This window comes from Kluyvera genomosp. 1, assembly GCF_001266615.1.
Lineage (GTDB): Bacteria > Pseudomonadota > Gammaproteobacteria > Enterobacterales > Enterobacteriaceae > Kluyvera > Kluyvera cryocrescens_A.
In genome coordinates, this window is record NZ_LGHZ01000004.1 from 58,855 (window position 1) to 82,093 (window position 23,239).

At 56.4% G+C, this 23,239-nt stretch carries 23 protein-coding genes; 18 read left to right on the plus strand and 5 right to left on the minus strand.

The genetic code is table 11. The features are described 5' to 3' along the window. Positions 1-70: 70 nt before the first annotated feature. From KP80_RS02210 to metK, 3 genes are all read right to left on the minus strand, one after another. Complete coding sequence (locus tag KP80_RS02210) at positions 71-571, minus strand: SprT family zinc-dependent metalloprotease (RefSeq protein WP_052281950.1); 501 nt, start codon at positions 569-571, stop codon at positions 71-73. Positions 572-647: 76 nt separating this feature from the next. After that, complete coding sequence (locus KP80_RS02215; RefSeq protein ID WP_052281951.1) at positions 648-2,042, minus strand: sugar porter family MFS transporter; 1,395 nt, start codon at positions 2,040-2,042, stop codon at positions 648-650. A 379-nt stretch (positions 2,043-2,421) separates the two neighbouring features. Further along, entirely contained in the window at positions 2,422-3,576 is a 1,155-nt protein-coding gene (gene metK / locus KP80_RS02220) for a methionine adenosyltransferase (RefSeq protein ID WP_052281952.1), read from the minus strand. Positions 3,577-3,992: 416 nt separating this feature from the next. Between metK and KP80_RS23410 the strand changes: the two genes are divergently transcribed. The 4 genes from KP80_RS23410 to speB all read left to right on the plus strand — a co-directional run bounded on the left by KP80_RS23410 (position 3,993) and on the right by speB (position 7,557). Continuing rightward, positions 3,993-4,130, plus strand: coding sequence for a hypothetical protein (locus tag KP80_RS23410; protein ID WP_419772948.1), 138 nt, complete (start codon positions 3,993-3,995; stop codon positions 4,128-4,130). Between the two features lie 97 nt (positions 4,131-4,227). Continuing rightward, entirely contained in the window at positions 4,228-4,359 is a 132-nt protein-coding gene (yqgB, locus tag KP80_RS22140; RefSeq protein WP_072129037.1) for an acid stress response protein YqgB, read from the plus strand. A gap of 8 nt (positions 4,360-4,367) precedes the next feature. After that, positions 4,368-6,344, plus strand: a complete 1,977-nt coding sequence (speA, locus tag KP80_RS02225) for a biosynthetic arginine decarboxylase (protein WP_072129034.1) — start codon at positions 4,368-4,370, stop codon at positions 6,342-6,344. Between the two features lie 292 nt (positions 6,345-6,636). After that, entirely contained in the window at positions 6,637-7,557 is a 921-nt protein-coding gene (gene speB, locus KP80_RS02230; protein WP_052281954.1) for an agmatinase, read from the plus strand. A 3-nt stretch (positions 7,558-7,560) separates the two neighbouring features. Here the strand turns inward: speB and KP80_RS02235 are convergent, their stop codons facing one another. Beyond that, positions 7,561-8,772 (minus strand): MFS transporter, encoded by a 1,212-nt coding sequence (locus KP80_RS02235; protein ID WP_052281955.1) that lies wholly within the window; start codon positions 8,770-8,772, stop codon positions 7,561-7,563. Positions 8,773-9,189: 417 nt separating this feature from the next. Here KP80_RS02235 and KP80_RS02240 point away from each other — a divergent pair, with 417 nt between their 5' ends. The 14 genes from KP80_RS02240 to KP80_RS02305 all read left to right on the plus strand — a co-directional run bounded on the left by KP80_RS02240 (position 9,190) and on the right by KP80_RS02305 (position 21,897). Beyond that, the gene (locus tag KP80_RS02240; RefSeq protein ID WP_052281956.1) at positions 9,190-9,513 is read left to right on the plus strand and encodes a Rieske (2Fe-2S) protein; all 324 of its coding nucleotides are present in this window, start codon (positions 9,190-9,192) and stop codon (positions 9,511-9,513) included. Further along, on the plus strand, positions 9,510-9,818 hold the full coding sequence (locus KP80_RS02245) for a recombinase-like helix-turn-helix domain-containing protein (protein ID WP_052281957.1): 309 nt from the start codon (positions 9,510-9,512) through the stop codon (positions 9,816-9,818). Before KP80_RS02240 ends, KP80_RS02245 begins: the two co-directional genes overlap by 4 nt. Before the next feature lie 10 nt (positions 9,819-9,828). Next, complete coding sequence (locus KP80_RS02250; protein WP_052281958.1) at positions 9,829-10,851, plus strand: aromatic ring-hydroxylating oxygenase subunit alpha; 1,023 nt, start codon at positions 9,829-9,831, stop codon at positions 10,849-10,851. Then, entirely contained in the window at positions 10,851-11,600 is a 750-nt protein-coding gene (locus KP80_RS02255; RefSeq protein WP_052281959.1) for an SDR family oxidoreductase, read from the plus strand. Before KP80_RS02250 ends, KP80_RS02255 begins: the two co-directional genes overlap by 1 nt. 14 nt (positions 11,601-11,614) lie before the next feature. Beyond that, positions 11,615-12,403 carry an IclR family transcriptional regulator gene (locus KP80_RS02260; RefSeq protein ID WP_052281960.1) on the plus strand — a complete coding sequence of 263 codons (789 nt, stop codon included), beginning with the start codon at positions 11,615-11,617 and terminating at the stop codon, positions 12,401-12,403. A gap of 88 nt (positions 12,404-12,491) precedes the next feature. Then, positions 12,492-13,418 carry a VOC family protein gene (locus KP80_RS02265; RefSeq protein ID WP_052281961.1) on the plus strand — a complete coding sequence of 309 codons (927 nt, stop codon included), beginning with the start codon at positions 12,492-12,494 and terminating at the stop codon, positions 13,416-13,418. Continuing rightward, positions 13,415-14,602 carry an NAD(P)/FAD-dependent oxidoreductase gene (locus KP80_RS02270; protein WP_052281962.1) on the plus strand — a complete coding sequence of 396 codons (1,188 nt, stop codon included), beginning with the start codon at positions 13,415-13,417 and terminating at the stop codon, positions 14,600-14,602. The genes KP80_RS02265 and KP80_RS02270 overlap by 4 nt, the downstream gene beginning before the upstream one ends. Positions 14,603-14,628: 26 nt before the next feature. Beyond that, positions 14,629-15,885, plus strand: coding sequence for an MFS transporter (locus KP80_RS02275; protein ID WP_052281963.1), 1,257 nt, complete (start codon positions 14,629-14,631; stop codon positions 15,883-15,885). Between the two features lie 10 nt (positions 15,886-15,895). Continuing rightward, complete coding sequence (locus tag KP80_RS02280; RefSeq protein ID WP_052281964.1) at positions 15,896-16,426, plus strand: cupin domain-containing protein; 531 nt, start codon at positions 15,896-15,898, stop codon at positions 16,424-16,426. Between the two features lie 9 nt (positions 16,427-16,435). After that, positions 16,436-17,206 (plus strand): alpha/beta fold hydrolase, encoded by a 771-nt coding sequence (locus KP80_RS02285; RefSeq protein WP_052281965.1) that lies wholly within the window; start codon positions 16,436-16,438, stop codon positions 17,204-17,206. Beyond that, positions 17,190-17,984 carry an SDR family oxidoreductase gene (locus tag KP80_RS02290; RefSeq protein ID WP_052281966.1) on the plus strand — a complete coding sequence of 265 codons (795 nt, stop codon included), beginning with the start codon at positions 17,190-17,192 and terminating at the stop codon, positions 17,982-17,984. The genes KP80_RS02285 and KP80_RS02290 overlap by 17 nt, the downstream gene beginning before the upstream one ends. A 9-nt stretch (positions 17,985-17,993) precedes the next feature. Continuing rightward, positions 17,994-18,764, plus strand: a complete 771-nt coding sequence (locus KP80_RS02295; protein WP_052281967.1) for an aspartate dehydrogenase — start codon at positions 17,994-17,996, stop codon at positions 18,762-18,764. A 9-nt stretch (positions 18,765-18,773) separates the two neighbouring features. After that, positions 18,774-20,243 carry an aldehyde dehydrogenase gene (locus KP80_RS02300; RefSeq protein WP_052281968.1) on the plus strand — a complete coding sequence of 490 codons (1,470 nt, stop codon included), beginning with the start codon at positions 18,774-18,776 and terminating at the stop codon, positions 20,241-20,243. Between the two features lie 13 nt (positions 20,244-20,256). Beyond that, entirely contained in the window at positions 20,257-21,897 is a 1,641-nt protein-coding gene (locus KP80_RS02305; RefSeq protein WP_052281969.1) for a thiamine pyrophosphate-binding protein, read from the plus strand. A 71-nt stretch (positions 21,898-21,968) separates the two neighbouring features. Here the strand turns inward: KP80_RS02305 and KP80_RS02310 are convergent, their stop codons facing one another. Continuing rightward, complete coding sequence (locus tag KP80_RS02310; RefSeq protein WP_052281970.1) at positions 21,969-23,237, minus strand: OprD family outer membrane porin; 1,269 nt, start codon at positions 23,235-23,237, stop codon at positions 21,969-21,971. Between the last annotated feature and the right edge of the window lie 2 nt (positions 23,238-23,239).

Genomic DNA, 23,239 nt, shown 5'->3' on the forward strand with positions numbered 1-23,239 from the left:
CCGCAACGTAACGAATGTGATTGTCAGATGCAATCAGTTAGAACGGAAAACTTCCTGATATTTCCGATGGTTACATTTCTGCAACTAATGGCTCGCCGCAGTGGACGCAGCGGTAGGTGGCTTCACCGCGCAGCACGCGGTTATGGCGGCGGACGGTAAGCTGATGAAGCTGGCAGCTACAGCGATAGGGAAAAGTCTGGCGGCGTACAGATTCCAGTTCGAATTGATGCGTTCGGCGAGCCGGTACCCCAAGCACGCTTTCCATCATCCACTTCCACTCTTTGCCGTGTGGCGCCACGCGGCCAAAGTGTTTCCATACCAGCAAGTGCGCCAACTCATGTGGTACCACTTCATCAATAAACGCCTGCTGATTTTCCTGCAATAACACTGGATTCAGGCGGATCTCATACTGCTGAAGCCACGCGGTACCGGCGGACGTCCCGCGCTGCTGATAAACCAGTTTGGGCTCCGGGTAATTTCGGCCCAGCGCGAGGTTGGCCTGGGCGAGTTTTTCCCGCAGGCTGCGCATAACGTTTTGCTGGATGGCGATAGGAATTCGAGGGGTTTTCATAACGGCTGAGGATAAAACGTGAAGCGAGGTGGTGCAAGGGGAAGCTTCCTCCCGCAGGAGGAAGCGTCATTCAGGGTTAGTCGCGAGCACCAATTTCGCGCAGCGGACGGCCCTGCATCAGGTTACGTTCAATGTGTTCCAGAGAGACATTTTTGGTTTCTGGAATCAGCCACAGGGTCAGGAAGATGAACAGCACGTTCAGGCCGCCGTATACCCAGAAGGTATTCGCGCTGCCCAGCGAGTTCAGCATCGTCAGGAAGGTGGCACCAACGATCATGTTGGCAATCCAGTTGGTAGCGGTTGAGCAGGTGATACCGAAGTCACGGCCTTTCAGAGGCTGAATTTCGGAACACAGAACCCATATCAGCGGACCGGCACTCATTGCAAAACCGACGATGAACATCAGCAGCATCAGGACTGCAGTGTACTGCGCAGCGGCGGAGTGAATGCCCACATGCATCATGCTACCCAGTATGCCCATACCGACGGCCATGACGATAAAGCCGAGGATAAGCGTTGGTTTACGGCCCCAGCGGTCAACCAGACCAATCGCGATAAAGGTCGCCAGCACGTTGGTTAAACCAACGATAACCGTCCCCCACATCTGCTCGGTGGTATTGGCATAACCCGCCAGCTCAAAGATTTTCGGCGCGTAGTACATGATGACGTTCATCCCGGTGAACTGCTGCATCACCTGCAACAGAATACCGAGGAACACCGCGCGGCGGAAGTTGCTGTTCTCTTTAAACAGCGCCCAGCCGCTTTGTTTTACCTTCAGGCTTTCACGGATTTCGTCCAGCTCACGTTTGGCTTCTGCGCTGGTGTCACGCAGCCGCAGCAGCACGCGTTCGGCATCGTTGAAGCGGCGTTTGGCAGCGAACCAGCGCGGGCTGTCCGGCAGGAAAATAACGCCAATCAGTAGCAGAATCGCTGGGATGATGATAACCCCCAGCATCCAGCGCCATGCGCCGCTGTAGCTGAACGCGGTATCGGACAGATAGGCGCCGAGAATACCGATGGTGATCATCAACTGGTACATAGAAATCATGCTGCCGCGGATTTTCTCCGGCGCAATCTCAGACAAGTACAGCGGCGCGGTGTAGGACGCTACGCCGACGGCCAAGCCCAGCAGCACGCGGGAGATCAGCAGCACTTCGACGTTTGGCGCGGCGGCAGAGAACAGGGAGCCGGCAACGAAAAGGATCGCGCCGATCATCAGGCTTTTCTTACGACCCAAGCGGAAGGAGAGCCAGCCGCTGCCGACGGCACCCACCGCAGCACCGAACATCATGGAACTCACCACCCACTCTTGCGTATGTGCACTGAGCTGGAAATCGGTCGTAATAAAGGGCAAAGCACCGGCAATAACGCCGATATCAAGGCCGAACAGCAGTCCGGCCAGAGCGGCTAAGAAACAGACAAAGAAGGTCATTGTCTTGTTAGAGCGACCCTGTTTTTTATTGTTAGGCATTATGCCCTCCAGTTGAGTCATTGATTTTGTAGATGCTTAGGGTAGGAGAGTACGAAGTAAAAAAATGTGATAATAATCACGACTGTGTAATCGGTTACACTAACGTTTAAGTTAAAATTAGGTTAAATTACAATAAAATCATATAGATTTATGTATTTTAACATTGTGATAAAAGCAAATAATGAGAATTAACTGAAACACAACGCATAAAGATGAAAAGGCGTTTCATGGTGGTGTTGTAAGGCTTTATCCACGCCAATCACATTATGTAATCGCTTTCATTACTTTGTTTGGAAATGTAAATGCATACGATGAAGGGATGGTGAGCAGGCATAAAAAAAGCCAGCGCGAGGCTGGCTTTTTAGCGATGAGTCGAGGCTTATTTCAGGCCAGCGGCGTCGCGCAGCTGGGCTGCTTTGTCGGTTTTTTCCCATGGGAAATGTTCGCGACCGAAGTGACCGTATGCTGCCGTCTCTTTGTAGATTGGGTGCAGCAGGTCCAGCATCTGAATCAGGCCGTATGGACGCAGATCGAAGAATTCGCGTACCAGCAGGGTCAGCTGTTCAGTTGGCACTTTCTCGGTACCGAAGGTTTCAACCATGATGGACGTTGGCTCTGCCACGCCGATAGCGTAGGAAACCTGAATTTCACAACGATCCGCCAGGCCTGCGGCAACGATGTTCTTCGCGACATAACGCGCAGCGTAGGCTGCGGAACGGTCAACTTTAGAAGGATCTTTACCGGAGAATGCACCACCACCGTGACGAGCCATGCCGCCGTAGGTATCGACGATGATTTTACGACCGGTCAGACCGCAGTCACCCATTGGGCCACCGATAACGAAACGGCCTGTTGGGTTGATGAAGAATTTGGTTGATGCGTTCAGCCATTCGGTTGGCAGAACCGGCTTGATGATCTCTTCCATCACCGCTTCCTGCAGCGATTTCTGATCGATGCTTTCAGCGTGCTGGGTAGACAGGACTACCGCGTCAATACCGACAACTTTGCCGTCGTCGTACTGGAAGGTCACCTGGCTTTTCGCATCCGGGCGCAGCCACGGCAGGGTGCCGTTTTTACGCACTTCAGCCTGACGCTGCACCAGACGGTGTGCGTAGGTGATTGGTGCTGGCATCAGCACATCGGTTTCGTTGGTCGCATAGCCGAACATCAGGCCTTGGTCACCCGCACCCTGTTCCAGCGGGTCAGCACGGTCAACACCCTGGTTGATGTCAGGGGACTGTTTACCGATAGCGCTCAGTACTGCACAGGAGTTGGCATCAAAGCCCATATCCGAATGCACATAGCCAATTTCGCGAACGGTTTTACGGGTGATCTCTTCGATATCAACCCAAGCGCTGGTGGTGATTTCACCGCCGACCAGCACCATACCGGTTTTGACGTAAGTTTCGCACGCTACGCGGGCTTTCGGATCCTGTTCCAGGATAGCGTCCAGCACGGCGTCAGAAATTTGGTCCGCAATTTTGTCAGGATGCCCTTCGGATACAGACTCGGACGTAAAAAGGTGTTTTGCCATATTTAATATCACCCAATAGGAATTTGGTTAGCTCGAACTGTCGTGCTGCATAGTCACGATGGAGGATTCTACCACGGACTTGTCGCTTTCTGTCACTGGCAGTCTGAGTGTTAATCGGTATAGATGGATTAACATCTGGATGGCTATTTTAGGTCACATCTTCACCTCATTGCCAGTTTTTTTTGAGATGCCTCTCATTCTGCTGCTCAATGGAATGGAAATTTTTCCTGACACTGTCGTCAATGTGCACATTTATATTTTGCTTTTTTCCCGCCTTATCGGTATAAAACGCCGCGCGCGGCTCATACCAATAAGCACACGTCATTTTCACGTGTCGCCACTTCCAGCCGGGCTAAAACTTTGCTTTGGCTTGTTGGTCCGTTCTTACCGGGCGGCCGTGGAGGTGATACGAGATAATGAACCGTTGTATTCTGCCGATTTTGTCGTGCCGTTCTGGCGCGAACATACCCCCCGCAACCCTCATTTCTGCTTTGCATACCAGCCGATGTTATACCCATTTCGGCGCTTCTCAGGACTCCAGAGCCGGTAGGTAACGGATGACTGAACAAGGGCGCTCTTGCTTGTAGCAAGGGTTTTCTCGTGGTTTCGCTGAACCGTCATACCAGGTTCAGGTGCGTGTTTTACAATGATATGAATAAGAAACCGGTCGCACAGTCGGTGCGCCAGCATGTTCTGCTGGCTAATCCGTCTGCTTATGGGTTGTTATCGCAACGTTACGCTGCGATAGTAGTTAACTGTTTTACACTTGTTATAAATAATTGAGGTTCGCTATGTCTGACGACATTTCATTGGATTCGCTTTCGTCAGCAGGCGAACGCGGTGTACTACGTTCCATGCAGGAGGTTGCGATGAGCTCCCAGGAAGCCAGCAAAATGCTACGCACATACAACATTGCCTGGTGGGGCAATAACTACTACGACGTCAACGAGCTTGGCCATATCAGCGTCTGCCCTGACCCTGATGTTCCGGACGCCCGTGTTGACCTCGCCGAGTTGGTAAAAGCCCGTGAAGCGCAGGGGCAGCGTCTGCCTGCGTTGTTCTGCTTCCCGCAGATCCTGCAGCATCGTCTGCGCTCGATTAACGCCGCGTTTAAACGCGCCCGTGAGTCTTATGGCTATAAAGGCGACTACTTCCTGGTCTATCCGATCAAGGTGAACCAGCATCGTCGCGTGATCGAATCGCTGATCCACTCCGGTGAACCGCTGGGGCTGGAAGCCGGTTCAAAAGCCGAGCTGATGGCTGTGCTGGCGCATGCGGGCATGACGCGTAGCGTGATTGTCTGTAACGGCTATAAAGACCGTGAATACATTCGTTTGGCGCTGGTCGGCGAAAAGATGGGCCATAAGGTCTATCTGGTCATCGAGAAAATGTCCGAAATTGCCATCGTGCTGGAAGAAGCCGAGCGCCTGAACGTGGTTCCGCGTCTGGGTGTCCGCGCGCGTCTGGCGTCGCAGGGCTCCGGTAAGTGGCAGTCCTCCGGTGGTGAGAAATCCAAGTTTGGCCTGGCGGCAAACCAGGTGCTGCAACTGGTTGAAATTCTGCGTGAGCGCGGTCGTCTTGACAGCATTCAACTGCTGCACTTCCACCTCGGTTCACAGATGGCCAACATTCGCGATATCGCCACTGGCGTGCGCGAGTCTGCCCGTTTCTACGTCGAACTGCATAAGCTGGGCGTGAATATTCAGTGTTTCGATGTCGGCGGTGGCCTGGGCGTGGACTATGAAGGTACGCGTTCGCAGTCCGATTGCTCCGTGAACTACGGGCTCAACGAATACGCAAACAACATTATCTGGGCGATTGGCGATGCGTGTGAAGAACACGGCCTGCCGCACCCAACGGTGATTACCGAGTCCGGCCGCGCAGTAACCGCACACCATACGGTGCTGGTCTCCAATATTATCGGGGTTGAACGTAGCGAAAACACCGAGGCAACGCCTCCGGCAGAAGATGCTCCGCGCGCTCTGCAAAGCATGTGGGAAACCTGGCAGGAGATGCATGAGCCGGGAACACGCCGTTCGCTGCGTGAATGGCTGCACGACAGCCAGATGGATCTGCACGATATTCACGTCGGCTACTCTTCAGGCACCTTCAGCCTGCAGGAACGCGCGTGGGCGGAACAGCTCTATCTGAATATGTGCCATGAAGTGCAGAAGCAACTCGACCCAAGCAACCGTGCGCACCGTCCGATTATCGACGAACTGCAGGAGCGTATGGCGGATAAGATTTACGTCAACTTCTCCCTGTTCCAGTCGATGCCGGATGCGTGGGGTATCGATCAACTGTTCCCGGTGATGCCGCTGGAAGGGCTGAACCAGGCACCTGAACGCCGTGCGGTGCTGCTGGATATCACCTGCGACTCCGACGGTGCTATCGATCACTACGTTGATGGTGACGGTATTGCCACGACCATGCCGATGCCAGAATACGACGTGGATAACCCGCCGATGCTGGGCTTCTTTATGGTTGGCGCGTATCAAGAAATTCTCGGCAACATGCACAACCTGTTCGGCGATACCGAAGCGGTGGACGTGTTTGTCTTCCCTGACGGCAGCGTGGAAGTTGAACTGTCCGATGAAGGGGATACCGTGGCGGATATGCTGCAGTACGTGCAGCTCGATCCTAATACGCTGTTAACCCAGTTCCGCGACCAGGTGAAAAACACCGATCTGGACGCCGAACTGCAGCAGCAGTTCCTGGAAGAGTTTGAAGCTGGGCTGTACGGCTATACTTATCTCGAAGACGAGTAAGTTGACGGCCCCCTCACCCTAACTCTCTCCCCAAAGGGGAGAGAGGCCCGCTGTGCGGTTGAGTTTTCAGGCTCTCCGCAGAGATGGAGAAGCTAAACGATGCGGTTTGGTTTTCTCCCTCTCCCTGAGGGAGAGGGGCGGGGTGAGGGGACAAGCGTACACCGCTTGTATCCGTACAAAATAACGGCGATAATTCGCCCATATAAGCAGTTACCCAAATCAATCCCTTCCTCGTCGGGCCTAACGACGCGGAGGGGATTTTTTTTAGCATGATTTTACAAGAGGTTAGCACATGAGCACCTTAGGTCATCAATACGATAACTCCCTGGTTTCCAACGCGTTTGGTTTTCTACGTCTGCCGATGAACTTCCAGCCGTACGACAGCGATGCGGATTGGGTGATTACTGGCGTACCGTTTGATATGGCAACCTCCGGTCGTGCCGGTGGCCGTCATGGCCCGGCGGCGATCCGCCAGGTTTCCACTAACCTGGCCTGGGAGCACAACCGCTTCCCGTGGAACTTCGATATGCGTGAACGCCTGAATGTCGTTGACTGCGGCGACCTGGTTTACGCGTTCGGCGATGCCCGTGAAATGAGTGAAAAACTGCAGGCGCACGCGGAAAAACTGCTGGCAGCCGGTAAGCGTATGCTCTCCTTCGGCGGCGACCATTTCATCACCCTGCCGCTGCTGCGCGCGCACGCGAAGCACTTCGGCAAAATGGCGCTGGTGCACTTTGATGCCCACACCGATACCTACGCTAACGGCTGCGAGTTCGACCACGGCACCATGTTCTACACCGCGCCGAACGAAGGTCTGATTGACCCGAACCACTCGGTGCAGATTGGTATCCGTACCGAGTTTGATAAAGACAACGGCTTCACCGTGCTCGATGCCTGCCAGGTTAACGATCGCGGCGTGGACGATATCATCGCGCAGGTTAAGCAGATTGTCGGTGATATGCCAGTTTATCTGACCTTCGACATCGACTGTCTGGATCCGGCGTTTGCACCGGGCACCGGTACGCCAGTGATCGGCGGTCTGACATCCGATCGCGCCATTAAACTGGTCCGCGGCCTTAAAGATCTCAACATCGTCGGTATGGACGTGGTTGAAGTGGCTCCGGCCTATGACCAGTCAGAGATCACCGCACTGGCGGCCGCAACCCTGGCGCTGGAAATGCTCTACATCCAGGCGGCGAAAAAAGGCGAATAAGCCTTAAACGCTCACTGCTGCTGCGCGACGCATGCGCAGCAGCAGCATCCCACCTGCCAGCAGCGTGATAATCTGCGAGGCAACCAGCACCGAAAACCCGGAGCTGACCGAACCCACCGACTTCATCACCAACCCCATCAACAGCGGAATAAACGCCGCACAAATGTTGCCAATGCCATTGATAATCCCGTAAGCGCTCCCGACGGCTTCCCGGGCGGCGTGATGCTGCACCACCGCAGGAATTGCCGCGCCCTGCAAACCCCAGAAGATATTCGCCGAAAGCATAAACAGCGCCAGCATGGCCGGCTGGTGGCTCAACATCAGCGCCATCACGGAAAGCGCCGTCAGTAAACCGCCCACCACAAAAAGCACCGGTGCCTGTTCCGGGCGCATTTTGTCGAGCAGCACGCCGCCAAGAAACTTAGACCCCAGGCTCAGTAAGAAAGGGATGGCCGCGAGCAAACCGGTCGCGTGCAGCGAGAAGTGGTGCTCATCGCGCAGCCATGCCGGCAGCCAGGCGCTGCTACCCCAGAGGTAGCTTAGCGTGGCGATCTCGACCAGCAGGATCCAGCCCAGTAGCGGCGTTTTCCATGCGAGGGTAAAAGTGTGCATAAAGCCCGCGCTGTGGCGTTCGACTTCCCGACGTGGTGCGGGAAGAAAGCGCCAGATAAGTCCACCGCCGAGCAAAAGATTCATCACCGCCAGTGCATAGAACGATCCCATCCAGCCAAAATGCGTCATTGTCCAGGTGATCAGCGGAAAGCCAACCGCCAGTCCCAACGAAACGCCCAGCGCAGTGACAGCGTTGGGTTTACCTATCTCATCGGCAGTAAAGTTATCGCTGATAAACCGCGTTTTGAGTGAGAACAGTGGCCCTTCGGCGATGCCCAGAATGATGCGTGCGACCAGCATGCCCATCAGCGATCCCAACAGCGGTGATATGGCGCACACCACGGCCCAAATCAGAATGCTGCCCAACAACCCTTGTCGATAATTAAACCGGTTTTCAATAACCGGAGTTAATAGTAAAGCGGAAAAACCATAACCCAGTAGAAAGCAGGTCATTAACATTCCCTGTAACATTCTGTTTCCATTTAAACGGAAGTGATCGGCGAATTCCGGGTTGAGAATCATCACCGAGATATTTACCCGGTCGACGTATGAAATAATAATTAACAATAACAATGCGATTGTTCCCTGCCATCTTACCGTCATGACTTCCGCCTTAATGATGTTTATCTGTTTATATTGTTATTCTGGTGACTATCACGGAGCTAAAATGGTTAACATATGAAACTCATTGTTTTATATAGATAAAATAACTTGTTGTTTCATGGGTGAAACAGCTTCATGGTAGCGGGTAATAATTTTTAGAGACTATCAATAGAACAAGTCAATATCTATTTTTGAAAATTTAAGAACATTAATAAAATGTATTCCTGACGCTTCGTATTATGAAGATTTCATATCTCTGCATTTTTTCGTGATCCTTTGCACACTTAGTTAATTAAACTCCTTGAGATTAACAATTCGGTCACATTCCCACTTGACGTCAGACGCATCGCTTTTATATTGACCGTATTAAATAAGAAACAGAGTTTCATATATGAAACAAAAGCCTGGAGGATCGCGATGAGCTGGATAGGCGTATGTGACGCAGAGCAAGTACAGGAAGATTTCCCTTTTAGCGGCAATATCGAAGGCAAAGAGATCGGCATTTACCTGATCGACGGTGAATTTTTTGCCCTGGAAGATGTATGCCCCCACGCCTATGCGCTGTTGAGCCAGGGTTTTGTCGAAGACGGCAAGGTGGAGTGTCCGCTGCATGAGGCCGTATTTGATGTCAAAACCGGCCAGTGTTTGCACGGTCCCGGCGGGCGAAATCTCAACCGTTACCCGGTTCGGGTATTTGAAAATCAGATTCAGATTACGTTTATCGAGGAGACCGTGGCATGAGCGAAACCCAGGATTTTAACCCAGCGCTGCCGGAGAGCCGTCAGTTCACGCCTCCTGCTGAAGGCGGCAACGGTGCAATTCATAAACCGGGCAGCTACCAGAACCTCATTTGGCAGACGCGCAGCCGGGTCCCGGAGAACTGGGAACTGAATCTGATTGCTGCTCTGGAGACGCTCTTCGAGCAGGGCGTTGATACGCTACCGGCGCTGGTGAACGGGTTGAATGCTGCACGTATGCACGACCAGCAGGGGGAGCCGTGGAGCGACAGCAGCTTCCAGGCGTTCTTAAAGGTTAATGGTTACTGAGGGCAGGGCGATGACGACGAGCGTACAAAATTATCTCGACACGGGCCTGCGCGGCCTTTGGTATCCGGTACTGGCCAGTTGGGAAGTCCAGTCGGCACCGGTGGGCATTACTCGCCTTGGCGAGCAGATTGTGGTCTGGCGTAACAAAGATGGTCAGGTACAGGCGCTGGAAGACCGCTGCCCGCACCGTGGCGCACGTCTGTCGATGGGCTGGAATCTGGGCGATCGCATCGCCTGCTGGTATCACGGGGTTGAGGTGGCGGGTAACGGCGAAGTCAAAGATGTTCCCGCCGTCGATAAATGCCCGCTGGTGGGCCAGCAGTGCGTGCGCAGCTACAACGTGCAGGAAGCGCACGGCGCGATCTTCCTGTGGTTTGGCGTTACCGCCGATCAGCAGCCCGATGAGTTAACCTTCCCAACGGAATTGGCTGACGGCGAAGCCTACAGCAACTTCCTGTGTACCGCGGCGTGGGACTGTAACTATCAGTACGCGCTGGAAAACGTGATGGATCCGATGCACGGCACTTACCTGCACTCCTCCTCGCACTCGATGGCTGAAGGCGATCGCAAGGCCGACATGGTGTTGCAGCCAACTAAGACTGGCTTCATTTTTGAGAAAAAAGGCCAAAGCGGCGTCAACTTTGACTGGGTAGAACTGGGCAACAGCGGCACCTACTGGATGCGTTTGTCGATCCCTTACAAGCAGCGCTTTGGGCCGGGTGGCCACTTCTTTATCGTCGGCATGGTGGTGCCGGAAGATAACGATCACTGCCGCGTGTTCTTCTGGCGTATTCGCCGTGTGCAGGGCTGGCAGCGCGATATGTGGCGCTTCATGTACCGTAATCGCCTGGAGAAGCTGCACTGGGAAGTGCTGGAGCAAGACCGCGTGGTGCTTGAAAGCCTGGCGCCAAACGCCCGTGAACACGAATACCTTTATCAGCACGACGTGGGGTTGTCCCGCCTGCGCCGCATGATGCAGAAAGCCGCTAAAGAGCAGTTGGCGGTTCGGGAACAGCAGCAAGGAGCGGCCTGATGAATGGCCTCCTGAACGGTAAACGCATTGTGGTTACCGGCGCGGCGCGTGGGCTGGGTTTCCACTTCGCCAAAGCCTGCGCAGAGCAGGGTGCGGCGGTGGTGATGTGCGACATTCTTGAAGGTGAACTTGCCGAAAGCTCCCATGGGCTGCGCGAGCAGGGCTATACCATCGAATCGCACGTTATCGATCTGGCGGATGCGGCCTCAATCGATACCACATTCAGCGCGATCGGTGAGAAGGGCCAGATTGATGGTCTGGTGAACAATGCGGCGATGGCCACCGGCGTCGGCGGTAAAAACATGCTCGACTACGATGCGGATCTTTGGGATCGGGTGATGTCGGTGAACGTCAAAGGCACCTGGCTGGTCACCCGCGCGGCGGTGCCGCTGCTGCGCGAAGGATCGGGCATCGTCAACGTGGCTTCGGATACCGCGCTGTGGGGCGCACCGCGCTTAATGGCCTACGTCGCCAGCAAAGGGGCGGTGATTGCCATGACGCGTTCCATGGCCCGCGAGCTGGGTGAAAAACGCATTCACATCAACGCGATTGCGCCAGGATTAACCCGCGTCGAGGCCACGGAATATGTGCCTGCGGAGCGTCACCAGCTGTATGAAAACGGACGCGCGCTCAGCGGCGCGCAGCAGCCCGAGGATGTGACCGGCAGCGTAGTCTGGCTGTTGAGCGATCTGTCGCGGTTTATCACCGGGCAGCTCATTCCGGTCAACGGCGGTTTTGTTTTTAACTAAGAAGTGGAGTGCATATGGCAAACGATCAGGAAGTGAAATATCTGGTGCCGGGGCTGGAACGTGGCTTACAGCTGCTGTTGGCCTTCGGCGAGCAGCATCGCGATCTGACCTTTGCCGAACTGCACCGGCTGGTGGATATGCCGAAAGCCACCGCCTATCGCGTGGTACAGACGTTGGAGTATATGGGATTTCTGGAGCGCAACGCGCGCACCAACACCTTCTCGCTGGGCATGAATGTGCTGCGTCTGGGCTTTGAATATATCGCTTCGCTGGATGTTGCACAGGTGGGGCAGCCGGTTATCGAACAGCTGCGTGACACCAGCCAGTGCAGCAGTCATCTGGCGATTCGCGATGGGCGCGACATCATCTACATCGCTCGCGTCAGTGCCGCCGGTTCGCGGATTAATCAGGTCAGTATCGGCACACGGCTGCCGGTGCACTGCACCTCGCTGGGACGCATGCTGTTGACCGACCTTTCCCGCGCTGATTTTGAACAGCTGTTCCCGCAGGAGCGGCTGCCGGGCAACACGCCGGGCCAGCTTTTTGAGCGTGAAGCGCTGTGGCAGATGGTGCAGGAAGATAAAGCGCGCGGCTATGTGATTGGTGAATCCTTCTTCCGCCACGGCATCTCTTCCATCGTCTATCCGGTGTATGACCGAAGCGGCCGCGTGGCCGCGGTGGTGAGCATTCTGGTACCTGCCGAAGAGATCCCGCAAACCGACCGGGAGCGTTTGCAGCAGGAGGTTCGCCTGGCAGCAGATAAAATTTCTGGCTTCTTAGGACATCTTTCTCAAGCCAGTTAAATCAGTGAGTTAACTCTAGGCGCCGAAGGGCGTCGGGCATGTCTTACGCCCAAATTTGGGTGATAAACGGTAAATGAGGCAACCTGTGATGAGCGTGATTGGAATAGAAAAGCTGGAATTTGGCGTCGATAACCTGACGCATTGCGCCAAATTTATGCATGATTTTGGCCTGACCGGCGACGTCAGCGGCCAGCGTTTTACAACCTTAAGCGGCGCGAGCGTTGAGCTAAATGCCACCGACAGCCCCGATCTTCCTCCGGCTTTCGAAGCCGGTAATACACTACGCCGGATGACCTGGGCGGTGGCCGATCGACAAAGCCTTGAAGCGCTAAGACCGAAACTGGCCGTTCAGCCGGACTTTCGTGAAGTGGACGGCGCGCTGGAGTGTCTCGATCCGAACGGCATGACGCTGCGGGTGCAGGTCAGTCAGCAGGTGCCGGTTGAACTCAACGTCGAGCCGATAAACCAGTGGGGGGACGTGCGCCGCATCGACACCCCGAGCCCGGTTTACGAACGCGCCCAACCAATAAACGTCGGCCACGTGGTGTTCTTTGTGGAAGAGCTGGCGGCGGTGGAGAAATTCTACCGCGACGTGCTCGGTTTCCAGGTTTCCGATCGCTACATTAACCGCGCGGTGTTCCTGCGCTGTGGCGCGCGCGGCGGCCATCACAACCTCTTCTTACTCCAGTTACCCAACCGCAAGCGTGGGCTGAACCACGTGGCGTTCACCGTGCGTGATATCCATGAGGTGATTGGCGGCGGGATCGCCATGAACAAGCACGACTGGAGCACATTTATCGGTCCAGGCCGCCATCCTGTGTCTTCGGCCTACTTCTGGTATGTCAACAGCCCAACCGGCGGTGCGTTTGAATACTACACCAACGACGACTACCTGACGGAAAACTGGCATCCGCGCGAGCTGGAGCACTCTTTGGTGTCGTTTACCGAATGGGCGGTCGAAGGCGGGATTGATCATGATACCCGTCGCCAGCAGCAGAAGTCGGAGGCGGTATGACGGCGCGCATTGTCATTATTGGCGGCGGTCAGGCGGGCGGCTGGGCGGCAAAAACGCTACGCGATGAAGGCTTTAGCGGTGAAATCTGCGTGGTGGCGGAAGAGGAGTGGGATTTTTACGAGCGCCCTCCGCTGTCGAAAGCTTCCCTGCTGGAGCCTGATGCCGTACTGCCGCGTCTGTTCAGCGAAGAGGTGCAGCAGACTCTGAATCTGAATTGGTATCGTCCGCAGCGCGCTGAAGCGATTGATCGTGAGGCAAAAACGGTACGCCTGAGCACCGGTGCGTCTCTGGCCTATGACCAACTGCTGATCGCGACCGGTGGTCGGGCGCGTCTTCCTGGTACCGCGTGGGCGAACCATCCTCAGGTCTATACCTTACGCCACTGGCAGGATGCGCAGCGTCTGAAGCAGCGGCTGGCGCAAAGCCAACGGCTGGCCATTATTGGCGGCGGCTGGATTGGGCTGGAAATTGCCGCCTCGGCGCGCAAGTGCGGCGTTGCGGTGACGCTGTTTGAGCAGCAGCCGACGCTGTGCATGCGTTCGGTCAGCCGCGATGTGTCGCAGCATCTTGAGCAGATGCATCGCCAGCAGGGCGTGGATATTCGCACTGGCTGCGGTGGGCTGGAGCTGGAGGACGATAACGGCCATCCGGTGATTCACTGCGACGGTAAACGCGAAACGTTTGATGCGGTGGTGGTGGGGATCGGTGTCGATCTTAACCTCGAACTGGCGCGCAATGCCGGGCTGAACATTGCACAAGGGATCGTGGTGGATGCGCAGGGTCGCACCTCGGATCCCGCAATTTTCGCCGCTGGTGATGTGGCTCAGCACCATCATTATGGCTTGTGTATTCAGTCGTGGGCTTTTGCGCAAAACCAGGCGGTGGCAACGGCCAAAGCGATGCTCGACCCGCAGGCCGCCGGCTATGACGAAGCGCCGTGGCTGTGGTCGGATCAATACCAGCACAACATTCAGATCCTGGGGATCCCTTCACCGGGAAGTAAAACGGTGATACGCGATAATACCCTTTATTTCTCGCTGGATGATAACGGACGGCTCACGCAGCTGGTGGCGTTTAACGATGCTCGTACCGTCAAGCTGGCAAAACGCTGGATGGCGGCCGGACGAGATTTATCGGACGTACCGCTCACTGACCCGACCTTTTCGCTGATGTCATTGCGATAAAACACGCGCACCCTTAAGGGGGAGAAATGACCACATTAGAGACGAACACCGCGCCGGTTGAGGCGAGCGGTGAGGGCATCTGCATGCCTGAAAAAGCCGTTCGCTGGGCTATTCCGCTGTCGCTGCTGGCCTGCGTACTGTTGGCCTTTTTCGACAAAATCAGCATTGCTGCGCTGTTTTCTGACGGCCATTTTCAGCGGGCGATGGGGATCGATTTCGATACCACGCGGCTGGGCATTTTGATGAGCGCTTTTTTGCTGAGCTACGGTTTTTCCTCCGTTTTTTTAAGCGGACTCGGCGACAAGATCGCGCCCCTGCGACTGCTGACCGGCATGATGGCGGTGTGGTGCGTGCTGATGGTGGCGATGGGCTTTACCCATAACTACACGCTGATGATCGTGCTGCGCATTTTACTTGGCATTGCCGAAGGGCCTCTGTTCCCGCTGGCGTTTGCTATCGTCCGTCACAACTTCCCGCAGCACCTCCAGGCGCGCGCCACCATGCTGTGGCTGCTCGGTACGCCAGTTGGCGCAGCGATTGGCTTCCCGCTTTCTCTCTGGCTGCTCAACACCTTTGGCTGGCAGAGCACTTTCTTTGTGATGGCAATGCTCACCGTGCCGGTGCTGATTTTTGTGCGCATCGGTTTGCGCGGAATTCGCCTGGAGGAGAAAACCAGCACTGCCCAGACGTCGCAGGATGAACGGCGTGCGGCGCGGCGTGAGCTGTTCGTCAGCCCGCATTTCTGGATTATCTGCATCTTTAACATCACTTTCCTGACCTATCTATGGGGCATCAACGGCTGGCTGCCGGGCTATTTAATCAAAGGGAAAGGTATCCATCTTGAACATGCTGGCTGGCTCGCGTCGATGCCGTTTATCGCCATGCTGGCGGGAGAAGTGATTGGTGCATGGCTGTCGGACCGGGTTGATAAACGCGCCGCCGCCTGTTTTCTCTCGATGGCGGGCGCAGGCGTTGGGCTGGCGGTGGTGATGCACCTTGATACCCCGCTGGCGATTATCGCTGCGATGAGCTTCAGCACCTTTATGTGGGGAACCGGTGCACCCAACATTTTTGCCCTGCTGGCCAAAGCGACGCATCCACGGGTGAGCGCCACGGCGGGGGGCATTTTTAACGGGCTGGGAAACTTTGCTGGGGCGTTATCGCCTGCGGTCATGGGGGCGCTTATCGCCTTCACCCACAGCATGGATTCCGGATTGATTTTTCTGGCGGTGATGGCGGCGGTGGGCTGCTTCCTGTTACTGCCGCTGCTAAGACGTTATTGAGGAGAGTGTCATGACTGATTCAACTGTAACCGCAAAACCGGGCGTTAAACCTGACCATCTGACCATGGAAGAGTGGGTCGAATCGCGTATAGCGCGTTTCGAAGGGCGTAAATATGACTGGAATGCACTGAAGTTCCAGGCTGACTACGACCCGAAATATCGCCGTGCGCAGATGCGCTATATCGGCACCGGGGCGACCGGCGTGGCGAGCGATACCAACACCGTTCCCGCTGAACATTTCACTTTCTCCACGATGGTGCTGCCGTCGAAGTGCGAAGGGCCACTGCATCTGCATGATGACGTTGAGGAGGTGTTCTTCATGCTCAAAGGGCAGATCACGCTGATGATTCAGGACGGTGATCAGTACACCGAAACCGTGCTACACGAACGCGATCTGATTTCTGTACCGCCGGGAATCTACCGTGGGCTGTTTAACCACGGTGAAGAGGAAGCGCTGATGTGCGTCATGCTCGGTACTCAGAAACCGCATATCCCAACTTATCCGGCGGATCACCCGCTGTCCAAAGTGAAGCGGAGCTAAGGAGCCATGATGACGGGTTTTCGTGAGCAGGGAACCGGTATCCCGCTGATGCTGCTGCACGGTATTAGCTCCGGAGCGGCCTCCTGGCATAAGCAGATGGCGCTCCCCGGTTTTCGCGTCCTGGCGTGGGATATGCCGGGTTATGGCGAAAGCCCAATGTTAACCGCGACGTGTGCCAACGCCGGTGACTATGCCGATGCGCTAGCAGCGTTGCTCGACCAGGCAGGCGTGATGCAAACGGTGCTGGTGGGTCATTCGCTCGGTGCGCTGGTGGCCAGCGCCTTTGCGGCGAAGTATCCGCAGCGCGTTCTGCATCTGGTACTGGCCGATGCGGCCCAGGGCTACGGCCAAAGCGCACTGGAGCTGCGTGAAAACGTGTGGCGCAGCCGCGAACAGCAAATCGCGTTAGGCGGCGAAATTCTGGCGCAGACCCGCGCGGCCAGGCTGCTTCACCCTGATGCACGAGAAGCGGATATCGCTACCGTGGCCAACGGGATGCGCAAACTGCGCCCCGAAGGCTATCTGGCGGCGTCGTGGATGCTGGCGCACGACGACATTCACGGTTGGCTGAAATCTTATGCCGGGGTGTTCGAAGTGTGGTGCGGTGAGCAGGACGCCATCACCCAACCGGAGTTGGTGTATGGACTCGCGCTGCGATACGGCATGCCGTACACCGCGATACCGCAGGCCGGGCACGCCAGCTATCTCGATAACCACGAGTTTTTCAATCAACAGCTTTTACGGATTAAAGAAGAGGTGCGCGATGAATGCACAAATTGATGGACGTGTAGCGGTAGTCACCGGAGGGTCTTCAGGAATTGGTTTTGAAACGCTACGCCTGCTGCTGGGTGAGGGGGCAAAAGTCGCCTTTTGCGGCCGCAATCCCGACCGGCTCTCCAGCGCACACGCGACATTACAAAACGAATATCCCGCAGGCGAGATTTTCTCTTGCTGCTGTGACGTACTGAAAAGCGAAGAGGTACAGGCGTTTGCCGACGCGGTGTACGCGCGCTTTGGTGCCGTCGACATGCTTATCAATAACGCAGGACAAGGCTACGTGGCGCATTTTGCCGATACCCCGCGCGAGGCGTGGCTGCATGAAGCGGAACTCAAACTGTTTGGCGTCATTAACCCAGTGCAGGCGTTTCTGCCGCAGCTTGAGCAGTCGGATATCGCCTCCATTACCTGCGTGAACTCGCTGCTGGCGCTGCAGCCGGAAGAGCACATGATTGCCACGTCGGCGGCCCGCGCGGCGCTGTTGAATATGACCCTGACGCTGTCAAAAGAGCTGGTGGATAAAGGCGTCCGCGTGAACTCCATTCTGCTGGGGATGGTTGAGTCTGGTCAGTGGCGACGCCGCTTTGAGAACCGCAGCGATAAAAGCCAGGGCTGGACGGAGTGGACGGAGGAAATCGCTCGTCAGCGCGGTATTCCGATGGCGCGCCTTGGCAAACCACAGGAACCGGCGCAGGCGCTGTTATTCCTCGCCTCTCCGCTGGCCTCGTTTACTACCGGCGCGGCGCTGGATGTCTCCGGCGGTTTCTGCCGTCATCTTTAAGGAAGCGTCATGAAAAAGATCATGTTAATTGGCTACGGTGCCATGGCACAGGCGGTCATTGAACGTCTGCCAGAACAGGTGGCGATCGGCTGGATTGTGGCGCGGGAGTCGCATCATGCGGCCATTCACGCCCAGCTTGGTGAGGCGGTGAAAGCGCTGACTTCACCGCTGGAATGCCACGACACGCCGGATCTGGTACTGGAATGCGCAAGCCAACAGGCGGTGGCGCAGTACGGCGAAGCGGTGCTGGCGCGCGGTTGGCATCTGGCGGTGATTTCCACCGGCGCGCTGGCTGATAGCGCGCTGGAGAGCCGTTTGCTTAACGCGGGCGGCCAGTTAACGTTGCTGTCCGGTGCCGTGGCGGGAATTGACGGTCTGGCCGCGGCGAAAGAGGGCGGGCTGGAGCACGTAACCTATCAGGCGCGTAAAAGCCCCGCCAGCTGGCGCGGCAGCTACGCCGAGCAGCTTATCGATCTCAATGCAGTCTCTGAGGCGCAGGTCTTTTTTGAAGGCAGTGCCCGCGAGGCAGCCAGACTGTTTCCGGCGAACGCCAACGTGGCGGCGACCGTTGCGCTTGGCGGCGTCGGCATGGACGAAACCCGGGTGCAGCTGATGGTTGATCCGGCCACTCAGCGCAATACCCATACCATCCATGTCAAAGGGGGGTTTGGCGAATTCCATTTGGAACTCAGCGGATTACCGCTGGCCAGTAACCCTAAAACCTCCACCCTGGCAGCATTAAGCGCGGTTCGCGCCTGCCGTGAACTGGCGATGCGCTAAGAGGCTGTTATGGAAATATTATCGATTTTTATTGGCGGCAACTGGCGTCTCGGCGGTGGGGATACGATGCGCAGCTATTTCCCCGCCGACGGCTCCGTCAACGCCACGCTGAATGCGGCAAGTCTTGAGGATTTACAGGAAGCGATTGAGTGCGCAGAGCGCGCGTGGCGCGACCCGCAGTGGCGCAATGCGCTACCGCATCAGCGGGCGAGGCTGCTGCATAAAGTGGCGGACAATATTGAATCGCGTGTCGATGAGCTGGCGCGGATGCAAAGTCGTGATAACGGCAAACCGCTGGCGGAAGCGCGTGGGCTGGTGATGAGCGCTGCGGGGACGGCGCGCTATTTTGCCGCTGCCTGCGAGCTGCTGGAAGGCGAGCTGCCAACCCCGCGTCAGCCAGATTTACTGACGCTGAGCTGCTATGAACCGCTGGGTGTGGTGGCGGCCATTACGCCGTGGAACTCGCCGATTGCCAGCGAGATGCAAAAAGTCGCCCCGGCGATTGCCGCCGGCAACGCGGTTATCTTAAAACCCGCCGAAGCCACGCCGCTGATGGCGCTGGAGCTGGCGCGTATTTTTGAGCAAGCCGGGCTTCCGACTGGCCTGCTGAGCGTACTGCCGGGGAAAGGCTCTGTAATTGGCGATGCGCTGGCGCGCCACCCTTCTGTGCGAAAAATCTCCTTTACTGGCGGCACGACGACCGGGCGTCATTTGGCGCATGTGGCGGCGGAAAAACTAATCCCTACCTCTCTCGAACTGGGCGGGAAGTCACCGACTATCGTGCTGGAAGATGCCGACATTGAACTGGCCGCGCGCGGGATCTGCTACGGCATTTTTAGCTCCGCCGGCCAGGCCTGCATTGCCGGATCGCGACTATTCATCCACGAGCAAGTCTATGCACCGCTGATGGCACGCCTGCTGGAATTGACTCGCGGCTTACGCGTCGGCCATCCCTTCAGTGCGGATACCCATCTGGGGCCGCTCATCAGTGAAAAGCATCGCCAGAGCGTGCTGGAGTACGTCGAGCTGGCGAAGCGCGAAGGGGGTCGCGTGCTGTGCGGCGGTGAGGTTCCGGCCGACCCGGCGCTGGCGGCGGGTAGCTTCTTTATGCCGACCATTATTGAAGGGCTGAATAATCAGGCCCGTGTCTGTCAGGAAGAGATCTTCGGGCCGGTGGCGATAGCCATACCGTTTAACGACGAAGCGGCGCTGATCACCCAAGCCAACGATTCTATCTACGGTCTGGCCGCCGGTATCTGGACGCGTGATACCGGGCGAGCGCTGCGTTTAAGCGAAGCGCTGGAAGTCGGCACGGTGTGGATTAACACCTACAAAGTCTTTTCGATTTCGACCCCGTTTGGGGGCTTTAAAGAGAGCGGCCTGGGCCGCGAAAAGGGTATTCAGGGATTAAAGGCCTGGATGCAACAAAAGAGCATTTATCTGGCGACGGGTAATGGCGTCAACCACTGGTGCGACTAAGAAAGGGTGAGCAATGAGCGAAATGATTACCGTCGGCGACGCTATCGCCAGAACGTTGGAGCAGTATCACGTTGAAGCCATTTATGGCGTCATCTCGATTCATAACCTGCCGATTGCCGATGCGGTGGGCCAGCGCGGCAATATCCGTTTTGTGCCCGCGCGCGGTGAAGCGGGCTCGGTCACCATGGCGGATGCCCATGGCCGTTTTTCTGGACTGGGCGTGGCGCTGACCAGCACCGGTGCCGGGGCGGGCAACGCGGTGGGTGCGCTGGTGGAAGCGATGAATGCCTGCACGCCGCTGCTGCATTTGACCGGTCAGGTAGAAAAAGCCTGGCTGGATGCGGATACCGGTTTTATCCATGAAACCCGCGACCAGCTAACGTTCCTTAAGGCCAGCTCGAAGCGTGCTTATCGCATCAGTAATGCCAATCAGGCGATAGCGATTTTGCACAAGGCGATTCAGGAGGCCCAAACGCCGCCGTGCGGTCCGGTATCGGTGGAAATTCCCATTGATATTCAAGGGGCGAAGATCCCGCTGTCGCTGGTGACTGCGCCGATTAAAGCGCGCTCCCCTGAGAGTGTCGATAACCTCGTAGTGGATGCACTGTGGGCGCAACTCAAGCAAGCAAAACTGCCTCTGCTGTGGCTGGGCGGTGGTGCACTTGGTTGCGCTGAGGCAGTGAAAAAGCTGGCGGATGCTGGGATGACGGTGATTTCCAGCACCCATGCGCGCGGCGTTTTGCCGGATAGCCACCGCGCGAGCCTGCGGGCATTCCACAACTCGCCGTCGGTTGAAGCGGTGATGTCGGGCTGCGATTTCACGCTGGTTGCCGGGTCACGACTGCGCAGTAATGAAACCCGTTCGTGGACGCTGGAACTGCCGCATCCTAGGGTGCAGATTGATATCGACCCGGCCGCGGCCAGCCGCAACTACTTGATGGATAACACCCTCACTGTCGACTGTGCGGCGCTGCTGACGGCGCTGGCGGACAGAGTGCAGGGGCGCGAATGGGGCAACGCGCAGTGGGATGCGCTGGTGCGCGGCGCGGTGGTGAAAGCCGAAGAAGGATTACGAGAGCAGTGCGGCGAGTATGCCAAACTCAACGATGCTATCGACCAGGCGCTGCCTGAGGATGGCCTGCTGGTTCGCGACATTACCGTGTCCGGCAGTCTGTGGGGCAGTCGTCTGTTCCGCGCTAACGGCCCACTGATGAATATTCATTCGTTAGCTGGGGCGATTGGTATGGGGCTGCCGATGGCGATCGGCACGGCGATTGCTAATCCACAGCGCAAGGTTGTCGGGCTGGTTGGTGACGGCGGTCTGAGTTTGAACCTCGGCGAACTGGCGACGCTGGCGCAGGAAAAGGCCAACGTGACGCTGCTAATCATGAACGATGGGGGTTACGGCGTGATGCGCGGCATTCAGGATAAGTATTTCGGCGGACGCCAATACTTTAATGAACTGCATACGCCGGATTTCACTCTGCTGTCGCAGGCGATTGGTCTGCAGGCGTGGAGCGTGGATCGGGCGGAGGATTTTACTGCGGTGATGACCGAAGCGTTAGCGATGCCAGGGCCGTCGGTGGTTGAAGTCAAAATGGGGCAGATTGGCGCGCTGAAGTTTGCCGGTCCGCCGCAGAAGACGCTGTATTGATGCTTAAAAGATGGCCCCTCTCCCTGGCGGGAAAGGGGTCTGTTTATTCTCACCGAACGGTGGGGATAATCTTAAAACGCGTTGAACGGATATTCGACGTATACGCGAACTTCGTTGCCGCTGACGTTGTAGTCGCTGGCATTGCTGGATACGCGCAGTACCGAGTAGCGAACTTTGAATTTCAGATCTTTCGCCGGGCCGTCCTGTACCTGGTATTGCACCTGGTTAAACCACTCGTGCTCTTTACCGTTGCTGGTCTCAGCCGTCTTGATGTTGTCACCGCGAACGTAAGCAGTGGTCCAGCTCAGACCCGGTAAGCCCAGACCGCCGAAGTCCAGCGCATAGGACGCCTGCCATGAACGCTCATCTTCGCCGTTGAAATCAGACCAGTAGGAGTTTGCCAGCCAGATGGTATTGCCGCCGTCGCCGACGCCGCCCTGGTTCTGGTAGCCGCCGTAGTTATAGCCGGTGCTGCCGCTGCTCTGCTGGTAGGCGATTTTAAAGGTGTGAATATCCCAGATATAGCTGGTGGCCAGGCTCCAGATGGAGTTGCTGCGGCCGGTATCCAGTGAATCGGCATATTCCTGCTCCAGGCGAGAGTTATAGCCGTTGAAATCGAAGACCAGCTTCTGAGAGTCGGTCAGCGGCTGCGCGTAGTTCAGACCGAGATACTGTTTGTTCAGGACATCTTCCACGTGAGAAGCGTAGAGCGCACCGCTCAGCTGGTCGTTGAACTGATAGCTGGCACCGCCGAAGGTGATGCTCTTCAGGCCGCTATTGTGGCTGTCGTCGCTTTTACGCTGTTCGTCGGTGAGGTAACCGGCGTTGACTTCCAGGCCCGCGATCTCTTTGGAGGTCAGCATGGTTCCGGTGTAGCTTTCATACAGCAGACGTGAATCATCAGCGTTGATGATTGGCAGCGCGGGGCGCTGGCTGCCGTAGCTTAATACGGTGTTGGAAAAGCGCATTTTGGCCGTGGCGCCAAACTTTGCCAGGTCGGATTTTGCGCGACCGTCGTTGTCCTGAGCAAAGAAGTCAATGCCGCCAGCGCCGCTGTTGCCGCGACCGCCATCAAGGCGTACGGCATACTGTGCGATACCATCCACACCAAAGCCGATTGGGCCTTGCGTAAAGCCGGATTCGAAGGTGGCAATAATGCCCTGGCCCCATTCGCTTTTATCATGCAGGCCATCGCGATAGTCGCGTTTAATATAGGCATTGCGTAAAAATAGATCTAAATGACTGTCGTCAACAAATCCCTGACTCTCAGATTGTTGGCTGGCGAAAGCTGGCGCAGAGGCAATAATACTTAAGGCAATTAAGGCTAATTTATTTTTCACGG

Bases quoted from the DNA above. Each gene is read 5' to 3' on its own strand.
- metK (WP_052281952.1), bottom strand. From the start codon at position 3,576: ATGGCAAAACACCTTTTTACGTCCGAGTCTGTATCCGAAGGGCATCCT.
- KP80_RS02215 (WP_052281951.1), bottom strand. From the start codon at position 2,042: ATGCCTAACAATAAAAAACAGGGTCGCTCTAACAAGACAATGACCTTC.
- KP80_RS02305 (WP_052281969.1), top strand. From the start codon at position 20,257: ATGAGCGAAATGATTACCGTCGGCGACGCTATCGCCAGAACGTTGGAG.
- KP80_RS02265 (WP_052281961.1), top strand. From the start codon at position 12,492: ATGAGCGTGATTGGAATAGAAAAGCTGGAATTTGGCGTCGATAACCTG.
- KP80_RS02240 (WP_052281956.1), top strand. From the start codon at position 9,190: ATGAGCTGGATAGGCGTATGTGACGCAGAGCAAGTACAGGAAGATTTC.
- KP80_RS02300 (WP_052281968.1), top strand. From the start codon at position 18,774: ATGGAAATATTATCGATTTTTATTGGCGGCAACTGGCGTCTCGGCGGT.
- KP80_RS02295 (WP_052281967.1), top strand. From the start codon at position 17,994: ATGAAAAAGATCATGTTAATTGGCTACGGTGCCATGGCACAGGCGGTC.
- KP80_RS02290 (WP_052281966.1), top strand. From the start codon at position 17,190: ATGAATGCACAAATTGATGGACGTGTAGCGGTAGTCACCGGAGGGTCT.
- KP80_RS02285 (WP_052281965.1), top strand. From the start codon at position 16,436: ATGACGGGTTTTCGTGAGCAGGGAACCGGTATCCCGCTGATGCTGCTG.
- KP80_RS02275 (WP_052281963.1), top strand. From the start codon at position 14,629: ATGACCACATTAGAGACGAACACCGCGCCGGTTGAGGCGAGCGGTGAG.
- yqgB (WP_072129037.1), top strand. From the start codon at position 4,228: ATGAATAAGAAACCGGTCGCACAGTCGGTGCGCCAGCATGTTCTGCTG.
- KP80_RS02280 (WP_052281964.1), top strand. From the start codon at position 15,896: ATGACTGATTCAACTGTAACCGCAAAACCGGGCGTTAAACCTGACCAT.
- KP80_RS02255 (WP_052281959.1), top strand. From the start codon at position 10,851: ATGAATGGCCTCCTGAACGGTAAACGCATTGTGGTTACCGGCGCGGCG.
- speA (WP_072129034.1), top strand. From the start codon at position 4,368: ATGTCTGACGACATTTCATTGGATTCGCTTTCGTCAGCAGGCGAACGC.
- KP80_RS23410 (WP_419772948.1), top strand. From the start codon at position 3,993: ATGAACCGTTGTATTCTGCCGATTTTGTCGTGCCGTTCTGGCGCGAAC.
- KP80_RS02250 (WP_052281958.1), top strand. From the start codon at position 9,829: ATGACGACGAGCGTACAAAATTATCTCGACACGGGCCTGCGCGGCCTT.
- KP80_RS02210 (WP_052281950.1), bottom strand. From the start codon at position 571: ATGAAAACCCCTCGAATTCCTATCGCCATCCAGCAAAACGTTATGCGC.
- KP80_RS02270 (WP_052281962.1), top strand. From the start codon at position 13,415: ATGACGGCGCGCATTGTCATTATTGGCGGCGGTCAGGCGGGCGGCTGG.
- KP80_RS02235 (WP_052281955.1), bottom strand. From the start codon at position 8,772: ATGACGGTAAGATGGCAGGGAACAATCGCATTGTTATTGTTAATTATT.
- KP80_RS02245 (WP_052281957.1), top strand. From the start codon at position 9,510: ATGAGCGAAACCCAGGATTTTAACCCAGCGCTGCCGGAGAGCCGTCAG.
- KP80_RS02260 (WP_052281960.1), top strand. From the start codon at position 11,615: ATGGCAAACGATCAGGAAGTGAAATATCTGGTGCCGGGGCTGGAACGT.
- speB (WP_052281954.1), top strand. From the start codon at position 6,637: ATGAGCACCTTAGGTCATCAATACGATAACTCCCTGGTTTCCAACGCG.